Raw genomic sequence first — 18,446 nt, 5'->3', positions numbered from 1 at the left:
GGCCCTGACAACGATTCCCATACACATGGGCGTATAAACTAAGCGGCTGGACCCCCCAATGGAGTGACCGATGCCCCTGCCCGCCTTCAAGGCCTATGACATCCGCGGCCGCGTGCCGGACGAACTGAACGAAGACCTGGCCCGGCGCATCGGCGTGGCACTCTCGGACCAGCTGGAGCCGGGAACCGTGGTCGTCGGCCACGATGTGCGCCTGACCAGCGCAGCGCTGCAGGATGCGCTGGTAGTGGGCCTGCGCGGCGCGGGGCGTGAGGTCATCGACATCGGCCTGTGCGGTACCGAGGAAGTCTATTTCCAGACCGATCATCTGGGCGCTGCCGGCGGCGTGATGGTGACCGCCAGCCATAACCCGATGGATTACAACGGCATGAAGCTGGTGCGCGAGAAAGCGCGCCCGATCAGTTCTGATACCGGCCTGTTCGCGATCTCCGATGCGGTGGCAGCCGATACCGCAGCTGCCCTGCCGCCCAAGGCCGGCCAGAGCGAGCAGCACGACAAGAGCGCCTACATCGCGCACCTGCTGTCCTACGTCGATGTCGCTGCGCTGAAGCCGCTGAAGGTGGTGGTCAATGCCGGCAACGGCGGCGCCGGCGCGATCGTCGACCTGCTGGCGCCGCACCTGCCGCTGCAGTTCATCCGGGTCAACCACGAGCCGGACGGCAACTTCCCCAACGGCATCCCCAACCCGCTGCTGCCGGAAAACCGCGCCGCCACCGCCGAAGCGGTGCGTGAGCATGGCGCCGATTTCGGCATCGCGTGGGATGGAGACTTCGACCGCTGCTTCTTCTTCGACCACACCGGCCGTTTCATTGAAGGCTATTACCTGGTCGGCCTGCTGGCCCAGGCCGCGCTGAAGCGCCATCCCGGTGGCAAGGTCGTGCACGATCCACGTCTGGTCTGGAACACGGTGGAGATGGTCGAGCAGGCCGGCGGCATCCCGGTGCTGTGCAAGAGTGGCCATGCTTTCATCAAGGAAAAGATGCGCGCCGAAGATGCGGTGTACGGCGGCGAAATGAGTGCCCACCACTACTTCCGCGAGTTCGCCTACGCTGACTCCGGGATGATCCCCTGGCTCCTGATCGCCGCGCTGGTTTCCGAAAGCGGTCGATCGTTGGCCGACTGGGTTGAAGATCGCATGGTGGCCTATCCGTGCAGCGGCGAGATCAACTTCAAGGTAGTCGATGCGAAGGTATCTGTGGCACGCGTGATGGAACACTTCGCCTCACATGCGCCGGCGCTCGACCACACAGACGGCATCAGTGCCGATTTCGGTGACTGGCGTTTCAACCTGCGCAGCTCCAACACCGAGCCGCTGCTGCGGTTGAATGTCGAAACGCGCGGCGATGCGGCCCTGCTGCAGTCGCGTACCGACGAAATCTCCTCGCTGCTGCAGCAGTAACATCAGGATGTCCGTACCCATGAACAGCATCCAGCCCGTCATCCTGTCCGGTGGTTCCGGCACGCGCCTGTGGCCCTTGTCGCGCGAGGCGTATCCGAAGCAGTTCCTGCCGCTGGCCAGCGAGCTGACCATGCTGCAGGCGACGTGGAAGCGCGTCGAAGCCATCGCCGCGCGCGGACCGTTGGTCATCGCCAACGAGGAGCATCGCTTCGTCGCCGCCGAGCAGCTGCAGCAGGTGGGTGCCGAGCCTGCCGCGATCATCCTGGAACCGGTCGGCCGCAATACCGCGCCGGCCATCGCGGTAGCAGCCCTGGAGGCAACCCGTGAGGGCGCTGACGCGCTGCTGCTTGTGCTTCCATCGGATCACGTGATCAGTGACAACGCCGCTTTCCTACGCGCGGTCGAGCAGGCGGCAGGCGCTGCCGAGGCAGGCAAGCTGGTGACCTTCGGCATCGTGCCGACCGGTCCGGAGACCGGATACGGCTACATCAAGGCGGCCGCGGGAGAAGGCGCCCGCGCGGTCGAGCGGTTCGTCGAGAAGCCGGACCTTGCCACCGCGACCGACTATGTAGCCAGTGGCCAGTACTACTGGAACAGCGGCATGTTCCTGTTCAAGGCGTCGCGTTACCTGCAGGAACTGGAACGCTTCCAGCCAGCCATGCTGGCCAGCAGCTGCGATGCCTGGAGCAAGGCCCGCCGCGATGCCGACTTCACCCGCCTGGACAAGGAAGCGTTTACCGCGGTGCCTTCGGACTCCATCGATTATGCAGTGATGGAAAAAACCGCCGATGCAATGGTGGTGCCGCTGGACGCCGGCTGGAATGACGTCGGATCGTGGACCGCCCTGCGCGACGTATCGCAGCAGGATGGCGACGGCAACGCGCACCAGGGCGATGTCATCGCGATCGACTGCCGCAACACCTATGCCTACGGGCAACGCCTGGTGGCGATGGTCGGGCTGGATGACGTGATCGTTGTAGAAACCGACGACGCGGTGCTGGTCGGCAAAGGCGACCGCATGCAGGAGGTCAAGGCGGTGGTGGCCCAGTTGAAGGCCGAAGGACGCAGCGAGGCCACCTGGCACCGCAAAGTGTACCGCCCGTGGGGCGCCTACGATTCCATCGACAACGGCGCACGTTTCCAGGTCAAGCGCATCACGGTCAAGCCCGGTGGCACGCTGAGCCTACAGATGCACCATCACCGCGCCGAACACTGGATCGTGGTGAGCGGCACGGCCGAGGTCACCCGAGGTGAGGAAGTGCTGCTGCTCAGCGAAAACCAGAGCACCTACATCCCGCTCGGCGTCACCCACCGCCTGCGCAATCCGGGACGCCTGCCGCTGGAGCTGATCGAAGTGCAGTCCGGCAGCTATCTGGGCGAAGACGATATCGTGCGCTTTGAAGATACGTATGGTCGGCAGTAGCCGACCGTAGGTCCACGCACCCCACCTCGGAGACGGGGTCAGAGTCCTTCCGCGTCGCGGAAGGACTCTGACCCCACGGTACGATTCAGCCCGCGATCTCGCCGATCACCCGCTTCAACCCGTCCTGCCAGGCTGGCAGCGCGATGCCGAAATCCTGCTGCAGCTTGCGGTTGTCCAGTACCGACCAGGACGGCCGCTTGGCCGGCGTCGGGTACTCCGAGGTGGCAATTGCTTCCACGCTCGGCACCTTGGCCAGGACGCCACGTGCGAGGGCTTCGGCGAAGATCGCCTCGGCGAAGCCATGCCAGCTGGTCTGCCCGGAAGCAGTCAGGTGCCAGGTGCCGGACAGCCCGCCCGTGTGCTGCAGGGCCTTTGCGGTGACATCCGCAATCAGCGCTGCCGGCGTCGGCGTGCCAACCTGGTCAGCCACCACCCGCAATGCTTCACGCTCGGCCCCCACGCGCAACATCGTGCGCAGGAAATTGGCACCGTGCGAGGCATATACCCACGCCGTGCGGAAGATCAGGTGGCGCCCGCAGGCAGCACGCACCGCGTCTTCGCCGTCGCGCTTGCTGGTGCCGTACACGCCCAGCGGAGCGGTCGGCTGGTCTTCGTGGTACGGCGCGGTGCCTTCACCATCGAACACGTAGTCAGTGGAGTAATGCACAAACGGCACGCCGGCAGCCGCGCACCAGCGTGCGATCACGCCAGGCGCCTCGGCATTGGCACGGAAGGCCGCCTCCACGTCCTGCTCCGCCTTGTCCACCGCCGTATAAGCGGCTGCGTTGACCACGATGGCGGGTCGCACGCGATCCAGCATCGCAACCAGCGAATCAGGCTGGTTGAAGTCCGCGACCTCGCAGGCGCTGCCATCCGGCAGCAGGCCGCTGCGCGTGGTGGCAACCACCTTGCCCAGCGGGGCCAGCGCACGCAGCAGCTCCTGGCCGACCTGGCCGTTACCGCCGAACAGCAGGATCGTCATGCGACGAACACCGGCAGGCGGTCTTCGGCGATGTCCTTCAGGAACGGGGCAGCCTCATCCTTTGCCGACAACGTCGGATTGGAGATCGGCCAGTCCACCGCCACGTCGGCATCGTTCCAGCGAAGTCCCGAATCCGCCTCCGCCACGTAAACGTCGGTGCACATGTAGTGGAACAGAGCGCGCTCGGACAACACCGCGAATCCGTGAGCGAAGCCCTCCGGGATCCAGAGCTGCCGCCGATTTTCAGCGCTGAGAATCACTGACGCGTGTTTTCCGAACGTCGGAGAGCCTTGACGGATATCCACTGCTACATCGTAGACCTCACCCTCCAGAACGCTGACCAGCTTTCCTTGCGGCCGAGGCCACTGGTAATGAAGGCCACGCAGCACGCCGCGTGAGGACGACGAGACGTTGCTCTGGACAAAGTCCATCTGCAATCCCTCGGCCTCAAAACGCTCCTTGTTCCAGCCCTCGAAAAAGAATCCGCGGGCGTCTCCAAAAACCCGAGGCTCCAGTACGACGCATCCTGGGAGCTGAGTCTGGACGATTTTCACGGAATCGAACCCCGCTGGGCCAAAGCATGGAGATACTGGCCGTAGGCATTCTTGATGAGCGGTGCGGCCAAGGACTCAAGCTGGGCCACGTCAATCCAGCCGTTGCCCAGTGCGATCTCTTCAGGACAGCAGACCTGCAGGCCCTGGCGGGTCTGGATGGTTTCAATGAAGTTCGAAGCCTCCAGCAGCGACTGGTGGGTGCCGGTGTCCAGCCACGCGTAACCGCGACCCAGCGGCTCCAGGTGCAGTGCACCCTCGTCGAGGTAACGCTGGTTGAGGTCGGTGATTTCCAGCTCACCGCGCGGCGAGGGCTTCAGTTCAGCAGCGTACTCACTGGCCTTGCCGTCGTAGAAATACAGACCGGTCACCGCGTAGTTGGAACGCGGCTTGGCCGGCTTCTCGACCAAGCCGATCACCTTTCCATCCTTGTCGAACTCAGCCACGCCGTAACGCTCGGGGTCGTTGACCCAGTAACCGAACACGGTGGCACCATCGGCGCGCGCGTCAGCACGCTTCAGCACTTCGGTCAGACCATGGCCATGGAACACGTTGTCACCGAGTACCAGGCAGCTGGGCTTGCCGTCCAGGAATTCGCGGCCGATCAGGTAGGCTTGGGCCAAGCCATCCGGGCTCGGCTGGGCGGCGTACTGGATGTCCATGCCCCACTGCGAACCGTCGCCCAGCAACTGCTGGAACAGCGCCTGCTCGTGCGGGGTGTTGATGATCAGCACTTCACGGATGCCCGCCAGCATCAGCACGCTGAGCGGGTAATAGATCATCGGCTTGTCATATACCGGCAGCAGCTGCTTGCTGATGCCCTTGGTGATCGGATACAGCCGGGTGCCGGAGCCACCGGCCAGAATGATGCCTTTACGCTGCGTCATGGGTACGAGGTCCTTTGAGGGCTCAGGCGGTGGTGCCGATGCGCTGCAGGCGGTAGCTGCCATCCAGCACGCCGTTCACCCATTCCTGGTTGTCCAGGTACCAGTCGACGGTGAAGCCAATGCCCTGCTCGAACGTGTAAGCAGGCTCCCAGCCCAGTTCGTCCTTCAGCTTGGACGCATCGATCGCGTAGCGACGATCGTGGCCCGGGCGGTCGGTGACATAGGTGATCTGGCTGCTGCGCGGCTGGCCATCTTCGCGCGGACGACGTGCATCCAGCAGTGCGCAGATCGCCTGCACCACTTCGATATTCTGTTTTTCGGAATTGCCGCCCACGTTGTAGGTTTCGCCGACGCGGCCCTTGGCCAGCACGGTGCGGATCGCTTCGCAGTGGTCGGATACGAACAGCCAGTCGCGCACCTGCTTGCCATCGCCGTAGACCGGCAGCGGCTCGCCGGCCAGCGCCTTGGCGATCACCAGCGGAATGAGTTTCTCCGGGAAGTGGTACGGCCCGTAGTTGTTGGAGCAGTTGGTGGTGAGCACCGGCAGGCCGTAAGTATGGTGGAACGCGCGCACGAGGTGATCCGACGCCGCCTTGGAGGCGGAGTACGGCGAGTTCGGCGCGTACGGCGTGGTCTCACTGAACTTGCCGGTCTCGCCGAGGGTGCCGTAGACCTCATCGGTGGACACGTGCAGGAAGCGGAACGCCACGCCCTTGTCGGCCGGCAGCGCCTTCCAGTAGTCGCGCACCGCTTCCAGCAGGCCGAGCGTGCCGACCACGTTGGTCTGGATGAAGGCACCCGGGCCGTCGATGGAACGATCGACGTGGCTTTCGGCGGCGAAGTTCAGCACCGCATCGGGCTGGTGTTCGGCCAGCAAGCGCGATACCAGCGCACTGTCACCGATACCACCTTCCACGAAGACATGGTCGGGATTGCCTTCCAGGCTGCTCAGGGTCTTCAGGTTGCCGGCATAGGTAAGGGCATCAAGATTGATGACCTTGACGCCGCGGGCTGCTGCTTCGAGGACGAAATTACCGCCAATGAATCCGGCGCCGCCGGTGACAAGCCAAGTGGGCACTACCTGTTTCTCCTGTAATGTGATGAATGTCCAGGCCTCCAAAGCGCGGGCGATTCAGCCCCAAAGGATACAACGGGCCTCGATAGAAGGCGTCTCCGGGGGATGAATGGACTGCACCATGCCGCAATGCACCATCGTTAAGCTAACCATACGCATTCGCATGGTCGCCAATCGCCAGTTAGAATCGGGGTCCCACCCCCGAACCGGTTGCTGTTGCCAGGACCGGACGACCCCCGATAGTGAAGGACCCGTACCAGATGAAAATCCTCGTCGCGTACAAGCGCGTGGTGGACTACAACGTCCGCATTCAGGTCAAGCCGGACGGCTCCGGCGTGGTGACCGACGGCGTCAAGCTGTCTCCAAATCCTTTCGATGAAATCGCGCTGGAAGAAGCCCTGCGCCTGCGCGACAAGGGCATCGCCAGCGAAGTCATCGTCGCCACCATTGCCCCGGCCGACGCCCAGGCGCACCTGCGCAACGGCCTGGCCATGGGTGCCAATCGCGCCATCCACATCGTCACCGACGAGGCCATCCAGCCGCTGACCGCGGCCCGCGCCCTGCTCAAGCTGATCGAGAAGGAACAGCCGGAGCTGGTCATCCTCGGCAAGCAGGCAATCGATGACGACGCCAGCCAGACCGGCCAGATGCTGGCCACGATCTGGGGCCGCCCGCAGGCGACCTTCGCCAGCAAGGTCGAGATTGCCGATGGCAAGGCCACGGTGACCCGTGAAGTCGATGCCGGCCTGGAAACGCTGGAAGTGGACCTGCCGGCCGTGGTCACTACCGACCTGCGCCTGAACGAGCCCCGCTTCATCAAGCTGCCCGACATCATGAAGGCCAAGGCCAAACCCCTGGAGACGCTGCAGCTGGCGGATCTGGGCGTTGAAGCCGTGGATACCTTGAAGACCACCCTCTACGCCGCACCAGGCAAGCGCAGCAAGGGCGTAATGGTCAAGGATGCCGCCGAGCTGGTGGCCGCACTCAAGCAGAAGGGGTTGCTGTAATGAGCACGATTCTCGTCATCGCCGAGCACCACGACGGCAAGCTCAACGCCGCCACCGCCAAGACCGTCAGTGCGGCAACCGCCATCAGCGGCGCCGAAGTGCACGTGCTGGTGCTGGCTGCCGATCCGGCCGCGGTTGCGGCTGAGGCGGCAAAGATCAGCGGTGTCAGCAAAGTGCTGACCGTGGCCAACGCCGCCAACGCCAACCCGATCGCGCAGGTGCTGGCGCCGCAGATCGCCAAGGCCGCCGCCGGTTACAGCCACGTATTCGGTCCGTCCACCACCTTCGGCAAGGACCTGATGCCCTGCGTGGCCGCCCTGCTGGGCGTCGCGCAGGTGTCCGACCTGATGACCGTGGAAGGCAGCCATACCTTCAAGCGCCCGATCTACGCCAGCAACGCGATCATCACCGTGGAGGCCCCGGCCGACCAGACCGTGGTCGCTACCGTGCGCAGCGCATCCTGGCCCGAAGCTGCCCAGGGCGGCAGCGCCAGCGTGGAATCGCTGAGCGTGGACGCTGCCCTGCCGACCCATACCCGCTTCCTCGGCCTGGCTGCTGCCAGCAGTGATCGCCCGGACCTGCAGAGCGCAAAGCGTGTGGTCTCCGGTGGCCGCGGCGTCGGTTCGGAAGAGAACTTCAAGGTCATCTACCAGCTGGCGGACAAGCTGGGCGCTGCCGTCGGTGCCTCGCGCGCCGCCGTGGATGCGGGTTACGTGCCCAATGAACTGCAGGTCGGCCAGACCGGCAAGATCATCGCGCCGGAGCTGTACGTGGCGATCGGCATCAGTGGCGCCATCCAGCACCTGACCGGCATCAAGGATGCAGGCACCATCGTGGCGATCAACAAGGACCCGGATTCGCCGATCTTCGAAATTGCAGACATTGGACTGGCGGGCGACCTGTTCACGATTTTGCCCGAGCTGGAGAAAGCTCTGTAGGGCTCATTTGTGGAATAGTAGGCTCCGCAACGTCGGCCGCCCTGTGCGGCCGACGCTCTTCCCGTTCCAACTATTGGATTCTTCACCCGCGTGTCTCCAAATTCTTCAACATCCCTGTCATTGAACACTGCGGATCGGACTGGCACACGGGGTCTTCCGATTGGTCTGGAGGTATCTGTGGTCGTTCCTGTCTATGGATGCGCGGGCTGTCTTGAAGAGTTGACCGAGCGCATATTGGCCGCCGTTAGCGGTATGGGCCGGACCGTCGAGCTCATTTTCGTGGATGATGACAGTCCAGATCAGGCCTGGAGCAGAATCAGCGAACTCTCCGCGCTTCATCCTGCAGTGCGCGGCCTTAAACTATCAAGAAACTTCGGCCAACATGCGGCGATCAGCGCCGGAATAGCGCAAACGCGCGGCGCGGCCGTCATTGTCATGGACTGCGACCTGCAGGATGTGCCTGAAGAAATTCCGGCCCTCCTAGAAGCACTTACCGACGATGTGGAAATTGTCCTCGGGCAGCGTACCGAGCGACGGGACACTTGGTTGAAGCGCACCGGATCCCGCGCGTTCTACCGCACCCTTGGCTGGCTGACTGACACAAGCTACGACCCTAGTACTGCCAATTTTGGCGCATACAGCCGCAAAGTCATCGATGCAATGAACGCGATGCCGGAAACGGACCGATTCTTGCCTCTTCTTGCCCGGTGGACAGGCTTCAGAACCGCGCGCATTTCCGTGGAGCACGGACGACGCACGGAGGGCAGAAGTAGCTACACATTGCGCAAGCTGCTGCAAATGGCCACGCGGATCGCCCTGTCCTTCTCCGACAAGCCGTTGCGACTGGTCATGTCCGCAGCGTTCGCACTGGCCGGTGTCGGCCTGTGCGTCGCTGCGTTTGCTGTCTACCGCTACCTCGTGGGCGACATTCGCGTAGCAGGCTTCACCAGCATTCTCGCTTCGGTATGGCTAGTGGGCAGCTTCCTGATGGCCAGCATTGGCGTAGTGGGCCTGTATGTTGGACGTGTGCACAACGAAAGCAAGAGACGACCGCAATACATCATCTGGCGCGACTCATGGAACGACGAGAATGAATGAATCGCCGCTGCTCAGCTACTCGCCCCTAGATTCAAACCGCTTCTCCATTCGCGTGGAGCGCGCCAGCCTGGGCCGCCACGTTCCTGCGGCAAGCGCGATCAGCGCGATCCAAGCCTCTACGGCTGAGTTGATCATCGCCCGTTTCCCCGCCGGCGATTGCGCAATCCCCAACGCGCTTGTCCAGCGTGGCGAAGCCCTTATCCATGCCGATACGCTGGTCTACTATGACGTGGGCTTGCCTGCGCCGAGCGCCAAGGCAGCAGCCAACGTACGGCTTGCGGAGGTCACCGATCTCGAGGCGATCCGCAGCATCGCTTCCACGGCGTTCAAAAATTACCGCGCGCATTATGCTGCCAACCCGTTACTGCCTGCGGCGCAGGTTCTTGATGGGTACGTCGAGTGGGCGCAAAGCCGAGCCGATCCCTCCGACCCCAGCAGCGATACGTGGCTGGTATTTGACGACTGCGTTGCGGCTGGTTTTGCCACATGCGACATCAAGGATCGCGGGGTGGAAATCGTACTGAACGCAGTCCATCCTTCTTTCGAAAGAAGAGGCCATTACGGAACGCTGCTGCGTCACCTGCTGCACCACTATGCAGAAACCGGACTGGGCCGGTTGAGCATTTCCACGCAGATCTGGAACTACACCGTGCAGCGACAATGGTCCCGTGCAGGATTACTGTTGGAAAGTGCATACGACACCTTCCACATTGATCGGCGCATCGCCGCGCAGCGGAGCACATCATGAACTTATCCCCGACACTTTTTCCCTGGTCGATGGTTGCCGCAACAATCATCCTGACCAGCTATGGCCAGCTCGTCATCAAATGGCAGGCGACTTCGTATCAGGCGACCACGGCAGGGTGGTTGGGCAAACTGCCAACGGTGGTGCAGCTTCTTCTCCAGCCCTGGGTCGTATCGGCCTTTTTTGCTGCTTTCGCCGCATCGCTCTGCTGGATGTTGGCGGTGTCGCGTCTGGAGCTCAGCCGGGCATATCCGTTCATGGCGCTCAACTTCGTGATCGTATGTATTGCAGCAGTGCCCCTGTTCGGCGAAGCATTCACTCCATCCAAGGCGATCGGACTGGTGACCGTTATTGTCGGACTGGTCATAATCAGCCAAGGCTGATTTTACTTAATCGCATCGCAAAGAGACCTCATGATTCCGTTCAATCGCCCGTTCATGACTGGAAAGGAACTCCCCTTGATCAGCCAGGCTCATGCCAATGGCCATCTGTCTGGGGATGGGCCGTTTACCAAGCAGTGCCACGCCTGGTTGCGACAGCGCACCGGAGTATCTACAGCCTTGCTTACGCATTCCTGCACCGCGGCGCTCGAAATGGCCGCTCTGCTTCTGGATCTGAAACCGGGCGACGAGGTGATCATGCCTTCGTTCACTTTCGTATCTACTGCAAATGCATTCGCACTTCGAGGCGCAGTTCCTGTCTTTGTCGATGTGCGATCCGACACGTTGAACATCGACGAGTCACTGATCGAAGCGGCAATCACGCCGCGCACTCGGGCTATCTGTGTTGTCCATTACGCTGGTGTGGCTTGCGAGATGGACATGATCGTTGATATTGCGCAGCGGCGCGGACTGGCCGTTGTCGAAGATGCCGCCCAAGGCATCATGTCAACTTACAAGGGGCGAGCGCTTGGCACGATCGGTGATCTTGGTGCTTTCAGCTTCCACGAAACAAAGAATGTCATCTCCGGGGAAGGTGGCGCGCTGCTGTGCCGAGATGCCTTTTATGGAGAGCGCGCGGAAATCATCCGCGAAAAAGGCACCAACCGCAGTAGATTCTTCCGCGGGCAAGTGGACAAGTACACCTGGGTCGATGTGGGCTCGTCCTACCTCCCAGGTGAAATCATCGCGGCATTTCTGAGTGCTCAGCTGGATGATGCCGAAGAGATCACTGCCAGGCGCCTTGCAATCTGGGATCGCTACCATGCGTGGGCAGCGCCTCACGAAGCCGACGGCACCTTGCGGCGCCCGGTGATACCGGAGGCATGTGAGCACAATGCACACATGTATTACCTGCTGCTACCCAGCCTGGAAGCCCGTGCCCGCTTCATTGCCAGCATGAAGGCTCGCGCCGTTCAGACTGTCTTCCACTACATCCCCCTGCATTCTTCGCCTGCTGGAGAGCAGTTGGGGCGAGCTTCCGGCACGCTGGACGTCACCAACAACATCAGCAACCGGCTGGTTCGCCTCCCGCTCTGGCTCGGCCTGGAGTCGCAGATGGATGAAGTCCTGGACGCCGCCGAGGCGTCGATCCGTGAGGGCTGATGAAGATGACAGCTGACTTGCCAACGTCAAATGCGGATCCGGATCCGACCGGAAGCAGAGACGTATCGACACCGCAGTTGTCCTGGGGACATCGTGTCGACGCAGGCCTGTTGCTTCTGGTGTCCTACGCCGGCTTTTTCCTTGCGTCGAAGATGATCGGGTTCACTCCAGGCTATGGCCTTGATGACTACGGCATCATCCGCAGGGGCGCCGGCGAAAGCCTGGTCGATTTCTTCCTGTCACAGGGACGCTATGGCAGTGCGCTGATGGACGTCGTGCTGCATGCCAGCAACCTGACCATGGCCAGCTTTTCGACAATAGGGCTGGTTGCGACCGCCTTTTTCAGCGGACTGTTCTTCAAGGACGCACTGGATCTCCCCAAGCGATCTTCCCCCATCCTTGCGGTCGGCATCGGCGCCCTCCTGGGCTCCCATCCTTACTACGCAGAGTACGTATCGTTTCGTCAGGCAGCATTGCCGATGTCGGCGATGTTCCTGAGCCTGTGGGCTGCGCTCCGGCTGTATCGCCTCGCATTGGAGCAGGAGGAAGCCAGGGTATTCAACGTACTGGCGAGTCTTTTCGCCATGACACTGGCGATGGGATTCAATCAGTTGGCCGTTTCATACATGTCCATCGCTGTGTTGTGCGTGCACATGCAGCGACTGCAGATGGGCGTCACCCCCACCTACATGGGAAAATCTGCTGGCAGTTGGGCCTGGCTTGAGCCGATCATCAGGGCCATGTTGATCGGTGCAGTACTCATCGCCACCAGTACGATTGTGGCGAAGATGACCATGCTCATGTTCGGCCTTGAGCCTACCCAACGCGCGGAGCTTATCGGGGCGGATATGCTTGGCCAACGCAGCGAAGCACTGATGGGACTTGTGCAGGTTATATGGGCCGATTCGGAGACCGTCGCCGGCTGGCCAGCAAAAATCCTTGCACTGGCAGGTTTCTTTGTCTTGCTTGCCTCCTCTTTGCGCGGGTATCGGCGGGCGGGATGGCTTTCGCTTGTGACGTTCTTGGCGGCTACAGCCGCTGCACTCATACCGACGGCGGCGTCGACGATCTGGTGGCCGGTGCCACGTACACTGATAGCTGTTCCCTTCGCCTTGGCGGCCGCCATTGCACTGCTTGCGGCACGTGGTGGCCGTTTGGCTACACTGGCAGGTGTGCTGCTCGTTGCCAGCGCTGGAATTTTCTCGGCGCACAGCACTCAGATTCTTTCCAACCAGCAACGCCTCAACCGCTGGGACCAGATGCAGGCCCGTGACATTACCCAGATGGCTGTGGGGAAATTCTCCGGGCAGGCATCCAAGCTCGCGCTTGTTGATTCTGACTGGGGACACGATGTGGCGCGTGAAATCGCCCAAGGCGATCTCAATATTTCCGCATTGAGCGTTGCTTGGGCGCTCGATCCGCTGTTCGACGAAGCCACTGGCCGTGATCAAACGGTTCGTCTGGCACCTGAATTCAGTGAGTTCTGCTCGACATCGCCGAAGTATCCTGACCCTGCCTCACTCCATCTGGAAAATGGTGAGGTTGTCGTTTGCATGCAATGAGCAACCTGGTCACCACTGCACCTGCCTTCCAACTATCTCGGGCCCACGTCTACATATGAAAGTTCTGGTAACCGGAGGATCCGGCTTCATCGGCTCACATACCTGTATTGAACTACTGGCAAGCGGCCACGATGTCGTGATCAGCGATAACCTAAGCAATAGCCAGGTTGACGTGCTTGACGCCATTCAATCCATCTCAGGGAAGAAAGTCGCGTTCACGCGTTGCGATGTCCGCGATGGCGAGGCGATGAAGACGGTCCTGAGGTCGCACTCGATTGATGCAGTCATTCACTTCGCGGCGCTGAAATCCGTTGGTGAGTCGTGGCGACGCCCGCTCGATTATTTCGACAATAATATTTCCGGAACGATCACCCTCCTGCAGGCCATGGAAGAGGTTGGCGTACGCCATTTCGTTTTCAGCTCGTCGGCGACGGTATACGGCGATCCTGACCACTGCCCCATTTCCGAGTCCGCCCCGACCCGCACCACCAATCCCTACGGGCGCACCAAACTTGTCTGCGAGCAGTTGCTGTCTGACAAAGTCGCTGCAGACCCGCACTTCCACGTGGCCTCACTTCGCTACTTCAATCCAGTGGGAGCACACCCATCTGGATTGATCGGCGAATCGCCCAATGGCACGCCCAACAACCTGATGCCTTATGTCTCCCAGGTTGCAAGCGGACAACGCGAGTATCTTCAGGTATTCGGTAATGACTACAATACGCCGGATGGAACCGGAGTTCGGGACTACATCCACGTCGTGGACCTGGCTGTCGCCCACGTTCTGGCACTCGATCACATTGTCGGGAATGGTCAGAGCATGACGGTGAATCTGGGTACTGGCAACGGGTACAGTGTTCTGGATGTGGTTGCCGCGTTCGAGCGCGCCAGTGGTCGCAGCGTCCCGGTGCGCATTGTTGATCGCAGGCCCGGTGATGCAGCCAGCTGCTTCGCAGATCCGACACTCGCACGCGAAGTGCTGGGATGGCGCGCCATGCATGACCTGAACCAGATGTGCGTGGATGCCTGGCGCTGGCAAGTCCACTCCGGCGCGACCCTCACCTGACCTGGATCCAGACATCACTAATGCTGCCCCAGATCTCAGCAGTCATCACTTTCCACCGCGAAGGGCTATTGGCCCACAAGAGTCTTTTGTCACTTCGTCGATGCAGACTTGCTGCGGAGCGGCGAGGCATTGCAGTGGAGGTAGTCGCTACGCTTGACAATGCCGACAGTGAGACGTCGCGCATTGTTTCCATGCACCGCGACACAGGACTGATCGACCAGTTGCTGGAGGTGCACTGCGCCGATCTCGGACTTTCCAGGAATGCTGCAATCCTGTCAGCGAGGGGAACATGGATCCTGATCTGCGATGGTGATGATTACCTGTCTGCGGACTTCATCACCCGTTGCTGGGACACCGCGGCCGGTGACGAGCACGTTATCCTGCACCCCGAATTGATCGTGACATTCGGCGCAGAGACCGGAATCTGGTGGCAGACCGCTAGCAATGCCGCAGAGTTCGACGCCAACTGCATGCTGGTCACTAATCCTTGGAATTCATGCAGTTTTGGTGCCAAGGACATCTATCTGGAAACACCGTACGTACTGGCACGTCCAGGAGAGTCCGGATTCGGCTTTGAAGACTGGCACTGGAACTGCCAAACGCTGGCGTTGGGCCACCCCCACCTTATAGCGGAAAAGACCGCTCATTACGTGCGCAAGAAGGAGTCGGGGTCATTGAACAACGCCCATGCGGGTAACCGTGCACTCATCCCACCAACTCGCTTGTTCGCGCCTCGCCCGTGACTTCCAGAGCCTTCATTCGCCGCATCTACCATATCGTGGATCGCCTGATGCTGTCCAAGCTCCAGGAAAGCACGCAGCGCCGACTCCTTTCCCTCATACTTGCGATGATCAGGCGTGTCTGCCCGTCTGCAGGCGGGTCACTGTCAGTCGACCGCCTTCTGGCGCGCAGGAACCTGCGCGAACCGGCAAAACCGATGCGCACACTTCCCGCATGGGCGGTTGATGATATGCGGGGCCTCGCCGTGGAAGTGGACACGCTGCTGTCATCTGGCGCATTCCTCCAATCAGCTCCGGTAGCCCGCTACGCGCCCACGCACTGGGTGGACGCCGGCGCGGCGTATCAGCGCATCCTGGACGAGGTGGGAAATCGTCGCTTTGACACGATCCTGTTCGTGCCGTGGCTCAAGCGCGGTGGCGCCGATCTGGGGGCGCTGCATCACGCAAACCTTTGCCATGGTGACCTAGGGCAACGCACCTTGGTCATTGCCACCGAATCTGGAGACTCGCCTTGGGCTGGTCGCCTCCCCAGGGATGTCGCGTTCATCGATGCAGGCGAGGAAATGGCCGCGCTTAGTGGGCCAACGCGGGAGCCGGAAATCGTGCTCGCCAGGCTCGTGCTACAACTTGCGCCGGACCGCATCCATATCATCAATTCGCATACGGCCTGGAGAATGCTTGAGCAGTTTGGTTTGGCTTTACGGCAACAGACGCGCGTCTTCGCTTCACTGTATTGCGATGAATTTACGGTCGACGGCCGGGTGGATGGACTCGCACAGCGGCATCTTCCCACTACGTCTCACCTGCTGGATGCCGTGATCACAGACAACAGCGCTTCTCCGGTGAGCTGGAACCGCATGTTGGGAATCAACCACGATCTTTTCAAGGTCGTTCATTTCCCTGCGCCACACATGACACGCGCGGCACGTGCGGATGCAGCAGGCAACCGTGTGTTGTGGGCCAGTCGTCTCGAACGCCAGAAAAGACCGGAGTTGCTGCTGCAGCTTGCATCCCGCATGAAGCACCTGCATTGGGACGTCCACGGAACGGCCCTGGCCGCCGACGATCCGGTGCACAAGGAACTGCGCCGCTTGAACAATGTCACGTTGCACGGCCCGTTTGACAGCTTCCGTGACATCGTTTCTGCGGAGCATCTGGCTTACGTTTACACCAGCGCTTGGGATGGCCTGCCAAACGTGCTGCTGGAAGCCGCGCAAGCTGGCCTTCCTATTGTGGCGCCAGATGTGGGTGGAATCCGCGACCTGGTGCCTGCGCGGTGGTTGCTCGCCGCGAATGCCGACGCTGCGGACTATGTACAGGCTCTCGAGGGGCTGCAGGCCAACAGCGATAGTCGGCAACAGCGCTTGCGTGAGCAGGACGAGCGCGTCGCCCTGTTCACTTGGGAATCATTTGCCAATGGCATGCGTCGGATAGAGGGCTACGCGGACATGTGACAGCGGCTGCCGCAGGGGCTCAGCTCCTGCGCAGCTGTCTAAGCCATCCGCCAATACGCGTCCTGAGTGAGGAAGCAATTGGCAGGCGATTCCCTACCAGACGCGCCGCTTCGAAAAGCCCGACGTTCCCGGAGGCGTCAAAACGACGGGTTCTTGCGAAGCGGTTAGCCACCCGCAGCGGCCGTGCCCACCGCCAGGAACGACTGGCCATGATCTCCTGAAGGAGCTTCGTGCTGGCCTCGTCTCTTGCCCTGTGATACACGCTCGCGTCATGCTCCGCTTCGGCCTGCAGACGGTAGCGGCGAGCCTCGAAGCCAACCGCGGTGAGCTGCTCGTTGCACGCCAGAAGACGATCCTCAATCATCCTCTGTTGCTCGAGGACATATCGCCGGACCTGGTCCAAGTGGCCAAATCGTTCGCCGGCGGGCAGCGATGTATCAAACAGACGTTCCAGGCGGCCGTTGGCGTCGGCGGCAGCGGCATTGGCCGCTTGAATCGCCGCATCCATGATCTCGCAACGTTCGCTGGCAGACTGCAACTGAAGCGAGAGCTCATCTCGACCCTGTTCCACGGCCTGCAGCGTCGCATGCATCTGCGCAAGCTTGGCCTCCAGTTCCTGTCGCTGCGCTTCCTTGAGCAGGCTGTCGGCTGAATTCGCAGCATGCTTTTCCAGTAGCTGACCCTTTTCCTCCTGCAACTGGGTGACCGTTTGCCAACTGTCACCCAGCAGCGTCTCCAGCCGGGGCTCTCCCTTGAAATGGAATCGGCGCCGTCCAGGAGCGATCGATTCCCACATCAACGCTCCTCCCTCGCGATCCGCGCTGTCGACTACGGCATCAAGCTTGCCGAGCCACCGGCTTCGCGCTTCCAGATTGGCTCCATGCTCAACCAGCGGAAGTGTCTCCAGGAAGGACTCGAAGCTATTTTCCACTCCCAGCGACCGGCGCTTCTGGTCATAATAATTGTTGCTGCCACGCAACCAGCAAGGAATGCCGTTGAGCTGCAACCACATGGTGACGTGGTAGGAACAGGAGTAGCCGAACTGACCTACCAGCACGCGCGGCTCCCGCGTTCCCGGCGGAGCCAGAATGGCCTCCACGAGCAGCGCAGCTTGGACGCCGGCAAATGGAAATGCCCGTTCAAGCCGCTTGACCGTTTCCAAGGAGTCGATCACCTGTTCGCGACCATCCTGGAACGCCTGGAACAAGACAGGCAGCTGCGAGCCGCCCATACGGGCGGATACCAGTGAGAGATGATGCGTCATCTCCAGCAATGCGGTGTCATTACCCGTGTAGCCGGAGGAGTTGAGGTGAAGGAAGGCCCCCTCCCCTCGGCGAAACTGATACAGCCTAGAGAGCGATTGCAATTGCTCCACGGCATCGTCAAAGGAGAACTCAGCAGACACGCCCTGCTCCTGAACGTTGCGCAGGGAGTCGCGGTCGCGCACACCTACCAGACGCGGCCTGTAGGTCGCGACATGCTCGGCTACTCGTTTTGAATAGCCGGCAGCGACCTGTTGCCCCGAAATAACGTAAGTAGTTCCAGGGAGCTGGCGGAGGAGTTCCTCGGCAATGCTGAGAGAGAAATCGCCCCACATCTCGTTGAGGAATCCCCCGCCATACAGATGGACCAGAGAAACGGCGTTGACCACCAGCACCTGGTGAAGCCCCAAGCGCGCCAGATCCTCGTCGTTCAGGGGCTCGGTCGCCACGAACATCAACGCATCGACCTTGTAAACCCGCCTGAGCGCATCGACTCCAACGAATCTGGAGATGGCCTCAAGGGCGAAGATCGAAACCAGATCCAGCGCCGACGTCTGCTGCAGGTGCGAAACCGCGCCGACGTGCTGTAACACGTCGCCGAAATTGCCATAGCCAAAGTCGCTGCCGAGCAGCACCGCCTTGGGGCGACCGGATCGCAGAACTTCGATACTTTCCGCGTCAGCGTAGAAGAGCAT

The 18,446-nt window shown here is 61.4% G+C and carries 17 protein-coding genes; 12 read left to right on the top strand and 5 right to left on the bottom strand.

What is annotated here, in order from left to right:
- Nucleotides 1-70 precede the first annotated feature (70 nt).
- Both SOM47_RS09370 and SOM47_RS09365 read left to right on the top strand, forming a co-directional pair.
- Nucleotides 71-1,417 (top strand): phosphohexomutase domain-containing protein, encoded by a 1,347-nt coding sequence (locus SOM47_RS09370; RefSeq protein WP_320505404.1) that lies wholly within the window; start codon nt 71-73, stop codon nt 1,415-1,417.
- Nucleotides 1,418-1,436: 19 nt separating this feature from the next.
- On the top strand, nt 1,437-2,840 hold the full coding sequence (locus SOM47_RS09365; RefSeq protein ID WP_192084330.1) for a mannose-1-phosphate guanylyltransferase/mannose-6-phosphate isomerase: 1,404 nt from the start codon (nt 1,437-1,439) through the stop codon (nt 2,838-2,840).
- Nucleotides 2,841-2,925: 85 nt separating this feature from the next.
- Here SOM47_RS09365 and rfbD read toward each other — a convergent pair whose 3' ends face one another.
- From rfbD to rfbB, 4 genes are read right to left on the bottom strand one after another with little or no spacing between them, the layout of a single operon-like run.
- On the bottom strand, nt 2,926-3,822 hold the full coding sequence (gene rfbD, locus SOM47_RS09360) for a dTDP-4-dehydrorhamnose reductase (protein WP_320505403.1): 897 nt from the start codon (nt 3,820-3,822) through the stop codon (nt 2,926-2,928).
- Nucleotides 3,819-4,376, bottom strand: a complete 558-nt coding sequence (gene rfbC / locus SOM47_RS09355) for a dTDP-4-dehydrorhamnose 3,5-epimerase (RefSeq protein ID WP_192084328.1) — start codon at nt 4,374-4,376, stop codon at nt 3,819-3,821. The genes rfbD and rfbC overlap by 4 nt, the downstream gene beginning before the upstream one ends.
- Nucleotides 4,373-5,260, bottom strand: a complete 888-nt coding sequence (rfbA, locus tag SOM47_RS09350) for a glucose-1-phosphate thymidylyltransferase RfbA (RefSeq protein ID WP_320505402.1) — start codon at nt 5,258-5,260, stop codon at nt 4,373-4,375. The genes rfbC and rfbA overlap by 4 nt, the downstream gene beginning before the upstream one ends.
- A gap of 22 nt (nt 5,261-5,282) precedes the next feature.
- Nucleotides 5,283-6,338 (bottom strand): dTDP-glucose 4,6-dehydratase, encoded by a 1,056-nt coding sequence (gene rfbB / locus SOM47_RS09345; protein ID WP_192084326.1) that lies wholly within the window; start codon nt 6,336-6,338, stop codon nt 5,283-5,285.
- A gap of 257 nt (nt 6,339-6,595) precedes the next feature.
- Between rfbB and SOM47_RS09340 the strand changes: the two genes are divergently transcribed.
- The 10 genes from SOM47_RS09340 (at nt 6,596) to SOM47_RS09295 (ending at nt 16,489) form a co-directional block, all read left to right on the top strand.
- A complete protein-coding gene (locus tag SOM47_RS09340) occupies nt 6,596-7,342 on the top strand; it encodes an electron transfer flavoprotein subunit beta/FixA family protein (RefSeq protein WP_320505401.1) in 747 nt (248 codons plus the stop codon).
- Complete coding sequence (locus SOM47_RS09335) at nt 7,342-8,280, top strand: electron transfer flavoprotein subunit alpha/FixB family protein (protein WP_192084324.1); 939 nt, start codon at nt 7,342-7,344, stop codon at nt 8,278-8,280. The genes SOM47_RS09340 and SOM47_RS09335 overlap by 1 nt, the downstream gene beginning before the upstream one ends.
- 177 nt (nt 8,281-8,457) lie before the next feature.
- The gene (locus SOM47_RS09330) at nt 8,458-9,378 is read left to right on the top strand and encodes a glycosyltransferase family 2 protein (RefSeq protein ID WP_232767772.1); all 921 of its coding nucleotides are present in this window, start codon (nt 8,458-8,460) and stop codon (nt 9,376-9,378) included.
- Entirely contained in the window at nt 9,371-10,126 is a 756-nt protein-coding gene (locus SOM47_RS09325; RefSeq protein WP_249404458.1) for a GNAT family N-acetyltransferase, read from the top strand. The genes SOM47_RS09330 and SOM47_RS09325 overlap by 8 nt, the downstream gene beginning before the upstream one ends.
- A complete protein-coding gene (locus SOM47_RS09320) occupies nt 10,123-10,506 on the top strand; it encodes an EamA family transporter (protein ID WP_192084322.1) in 384 nt (127 codons plus the stop codon). Before SOM47_RS09325 ends, SOM47_RS09320 begins: the two co-directional genes overlap by 4 nt.
- 30 nt (nt 10,507-10,536) lie before the next feature.
- Nucleotides 10,537-11,667 carry a dTDP-4-amino-4,6-dideoxygalactose transaminase gene (rffA, locus tag SOM47_RS09315; protein WP_320505400.1) on the top strand — a complete coding sequence of 377 codons (1,131 nt, stop codon included), beginning with the start codon at nt 10,537-10,539 and terminating at the stop codon, nt 11,665-11,667.
- Entirely contained in the window at nt 11,667-13,229 is a 1,563-nt protein-coding gene (locus SOM47_RS09310; RefSeq protein WP_320505399.1) for a hypothetical protein, read from the top strand. The genes rffA and SOM47_RS09310 overlap by 1 nt, the downstream gene beginning before the upstream one ends.
- A gap of 55 nt (nt 13,230-13,284) precedes the next feature.
- A complete protein-coding gene (gene galE / locus SOM47_RS09305; RefSeq protein ID WP_192084319.1) occupies nt 13,285-14,295 on the top strand; it encodes a UDP-glucose 4-epimerase GalE in 1,011 nt (336 codons plus the stop codon).
- A gap of 20 nt (nt 14,296-14,315) precedes the next feature.
- Complete coding sequence (locus SOM47_RS09300) at nt 14,316-15,038, top strand: glycosyltransferase (RefSeq protein ID WP_192084318.1); 723 nt, start codon at nt 14,316-14,318, stop codon at nt 15,036-15,038.
- 47 nt (nt 15,039-15,085) lie between these two features.
- Nucleotides 15,086-16,489, top strand: a complete 1,404-nt coding sequence (locus SOM47_RS09295; protein WP_192084317.1) for a glycosyltransferase family 4 protein — start codon at nt 15,086-15,088, stop codon at nt 16,487-16,489.
- A 19-nt stretch (nt 16,490-16,508) separates the two neighbouring features.
- On the opposite strand, the gene SOM47_RS09290 is transcribed toward SOM47_RS09295, so the two are convergent.
- Nucleotides 16,509-18,446, bottom strand: a complete 1,938-nt coding sequence (locus SOM47_RS09290; protein WP_192084316.1) for a polysaccharide pyruvyl transferase family protein — start codon at nt 18,444-18,446, stop codon at nt 16,509-16,511.

Origin of the sequence: Stenotrophomonas sp. CFBP8980 (genome assembly GCF_034046095.1) — a bacterium.
Taxonomy (GTDB): domain Bacteria; phylum Pseudomonadota; class Gammaproteobacteria; order Xanthomonadales; family Xanthomonadaceae; genus Stenotrophomonas; species Stenotrophomonas lacuserhaii.
The sequence above is the reverse complement of the archived record's forward strand: the minus strand, read 5'-3'. Positions and strand labels throughout refer to the sequence as shown.

What these genes read in the sequence shown, in the direction of transcription:
- SOM47_RS09370 (WP_320505404.1), top strand. Translation starts at nt 71, where the DNA reads ATGCCCCTGCCCGCCTTCAAGGCCTATGACATCCGCGGCCGCGTGCCG.
- SOM47_RS09365 (WP_192084330.1), top strand. Translation starts at nt 1,437, where the DNA reads ATGAACAGCATCCAGCCCGTCATCCTGTCCGGTGGTTCCGGCACGCGC.
- rfbD (WP_320505403.1), bottom strand. Translation starts at nt 3,822, where the DNA reads ATGACGATCCTGCTGTTCGGCGGTAACGGCCAGGTCGGCCAGGAGCTG.
- rfbA (WP_320505402.1), bottom strand. Translation starts at nt 5,260, where the DNA reads ATGACGCAGCGTAAAGGCATCATTCTGGCCGGTGGCTCCGGCACCCGG.
- SOM47_RS09340 (WP_320505401.1), top strand. Translation starts at nt 6,596, where the DNA reads ATGAAAATCCTCGTCGCGTACAAGCGCGTGGTGGACTACAACGTCCGC.
- SOM47_RS09335 (WP_192084324.1), top strand. Translation starts at nt 7,342, where the DNA reads ATGAGCACGATTCTCGTCATCGCCGAGCACCACGACGGCAAGCTCAAC.
- SOM47_RS09325 (WP_249404458.1), top strand. Translation starts at nt 9,371, where the DNA reads ATGAATGAATCGCCGCTGCTCAGCTACTCGCCCCTAGATTCAAACCGC.
- SOM47_RS09320 (WP_192084322.1), top strand. Translation starts at nt 10,123, where the DNA reads ATGAACTTATCCCCGACACTTTTTCCCTGGTCGATGGTTGCCGCAACA.
- rffA (WP_320505400.1), top strand. Translation starts at nt 10,537, where the DNA reads ATGATTCCGTTCAATCGCCCGTTCATGACTGGAAAGGAACTCCCCTTG.
- SOM47_RS09310 (WP_320505399.1), top strand. Translation starts at nt 11,667, where the DNA reads ATGAAGATGACAGCTGACTTGCCAACGTCAAATGCGGATCCGGATCCG.
- galE (WP_192084319.1), top strand. Translation starts at nt 13,285, where the DNA reads ATGAAAGTTCTGGTAACCGGAGGATCCGGCTTCATCGGCTCACATACC.
- SOM47_RS09300 (WP_192084318.1), top strand. Translation starts at nt 14,316, where the DNA reads ATGCTGCCCCAGATCTCAGCAGTCATCACTTTCCACCGCGAAGGGCTA.
- SOM47_RS09295 (WP_192084317.1), top strand. Translation starts at nt 15,086, where the DNA reads ATGCTGTCCAAGCTCCAGGAAAGCACGCAGCGCCGACTCCTTTCCCTC.
- SOM47_RS09290 (WP_192084316.1), bottom strand. Translation starts at nt 18,446, where the DNA reads ATGCTCTTCTACGCTGACGCGGAAAGTATCGAAGTTCTGCGATCCGGT.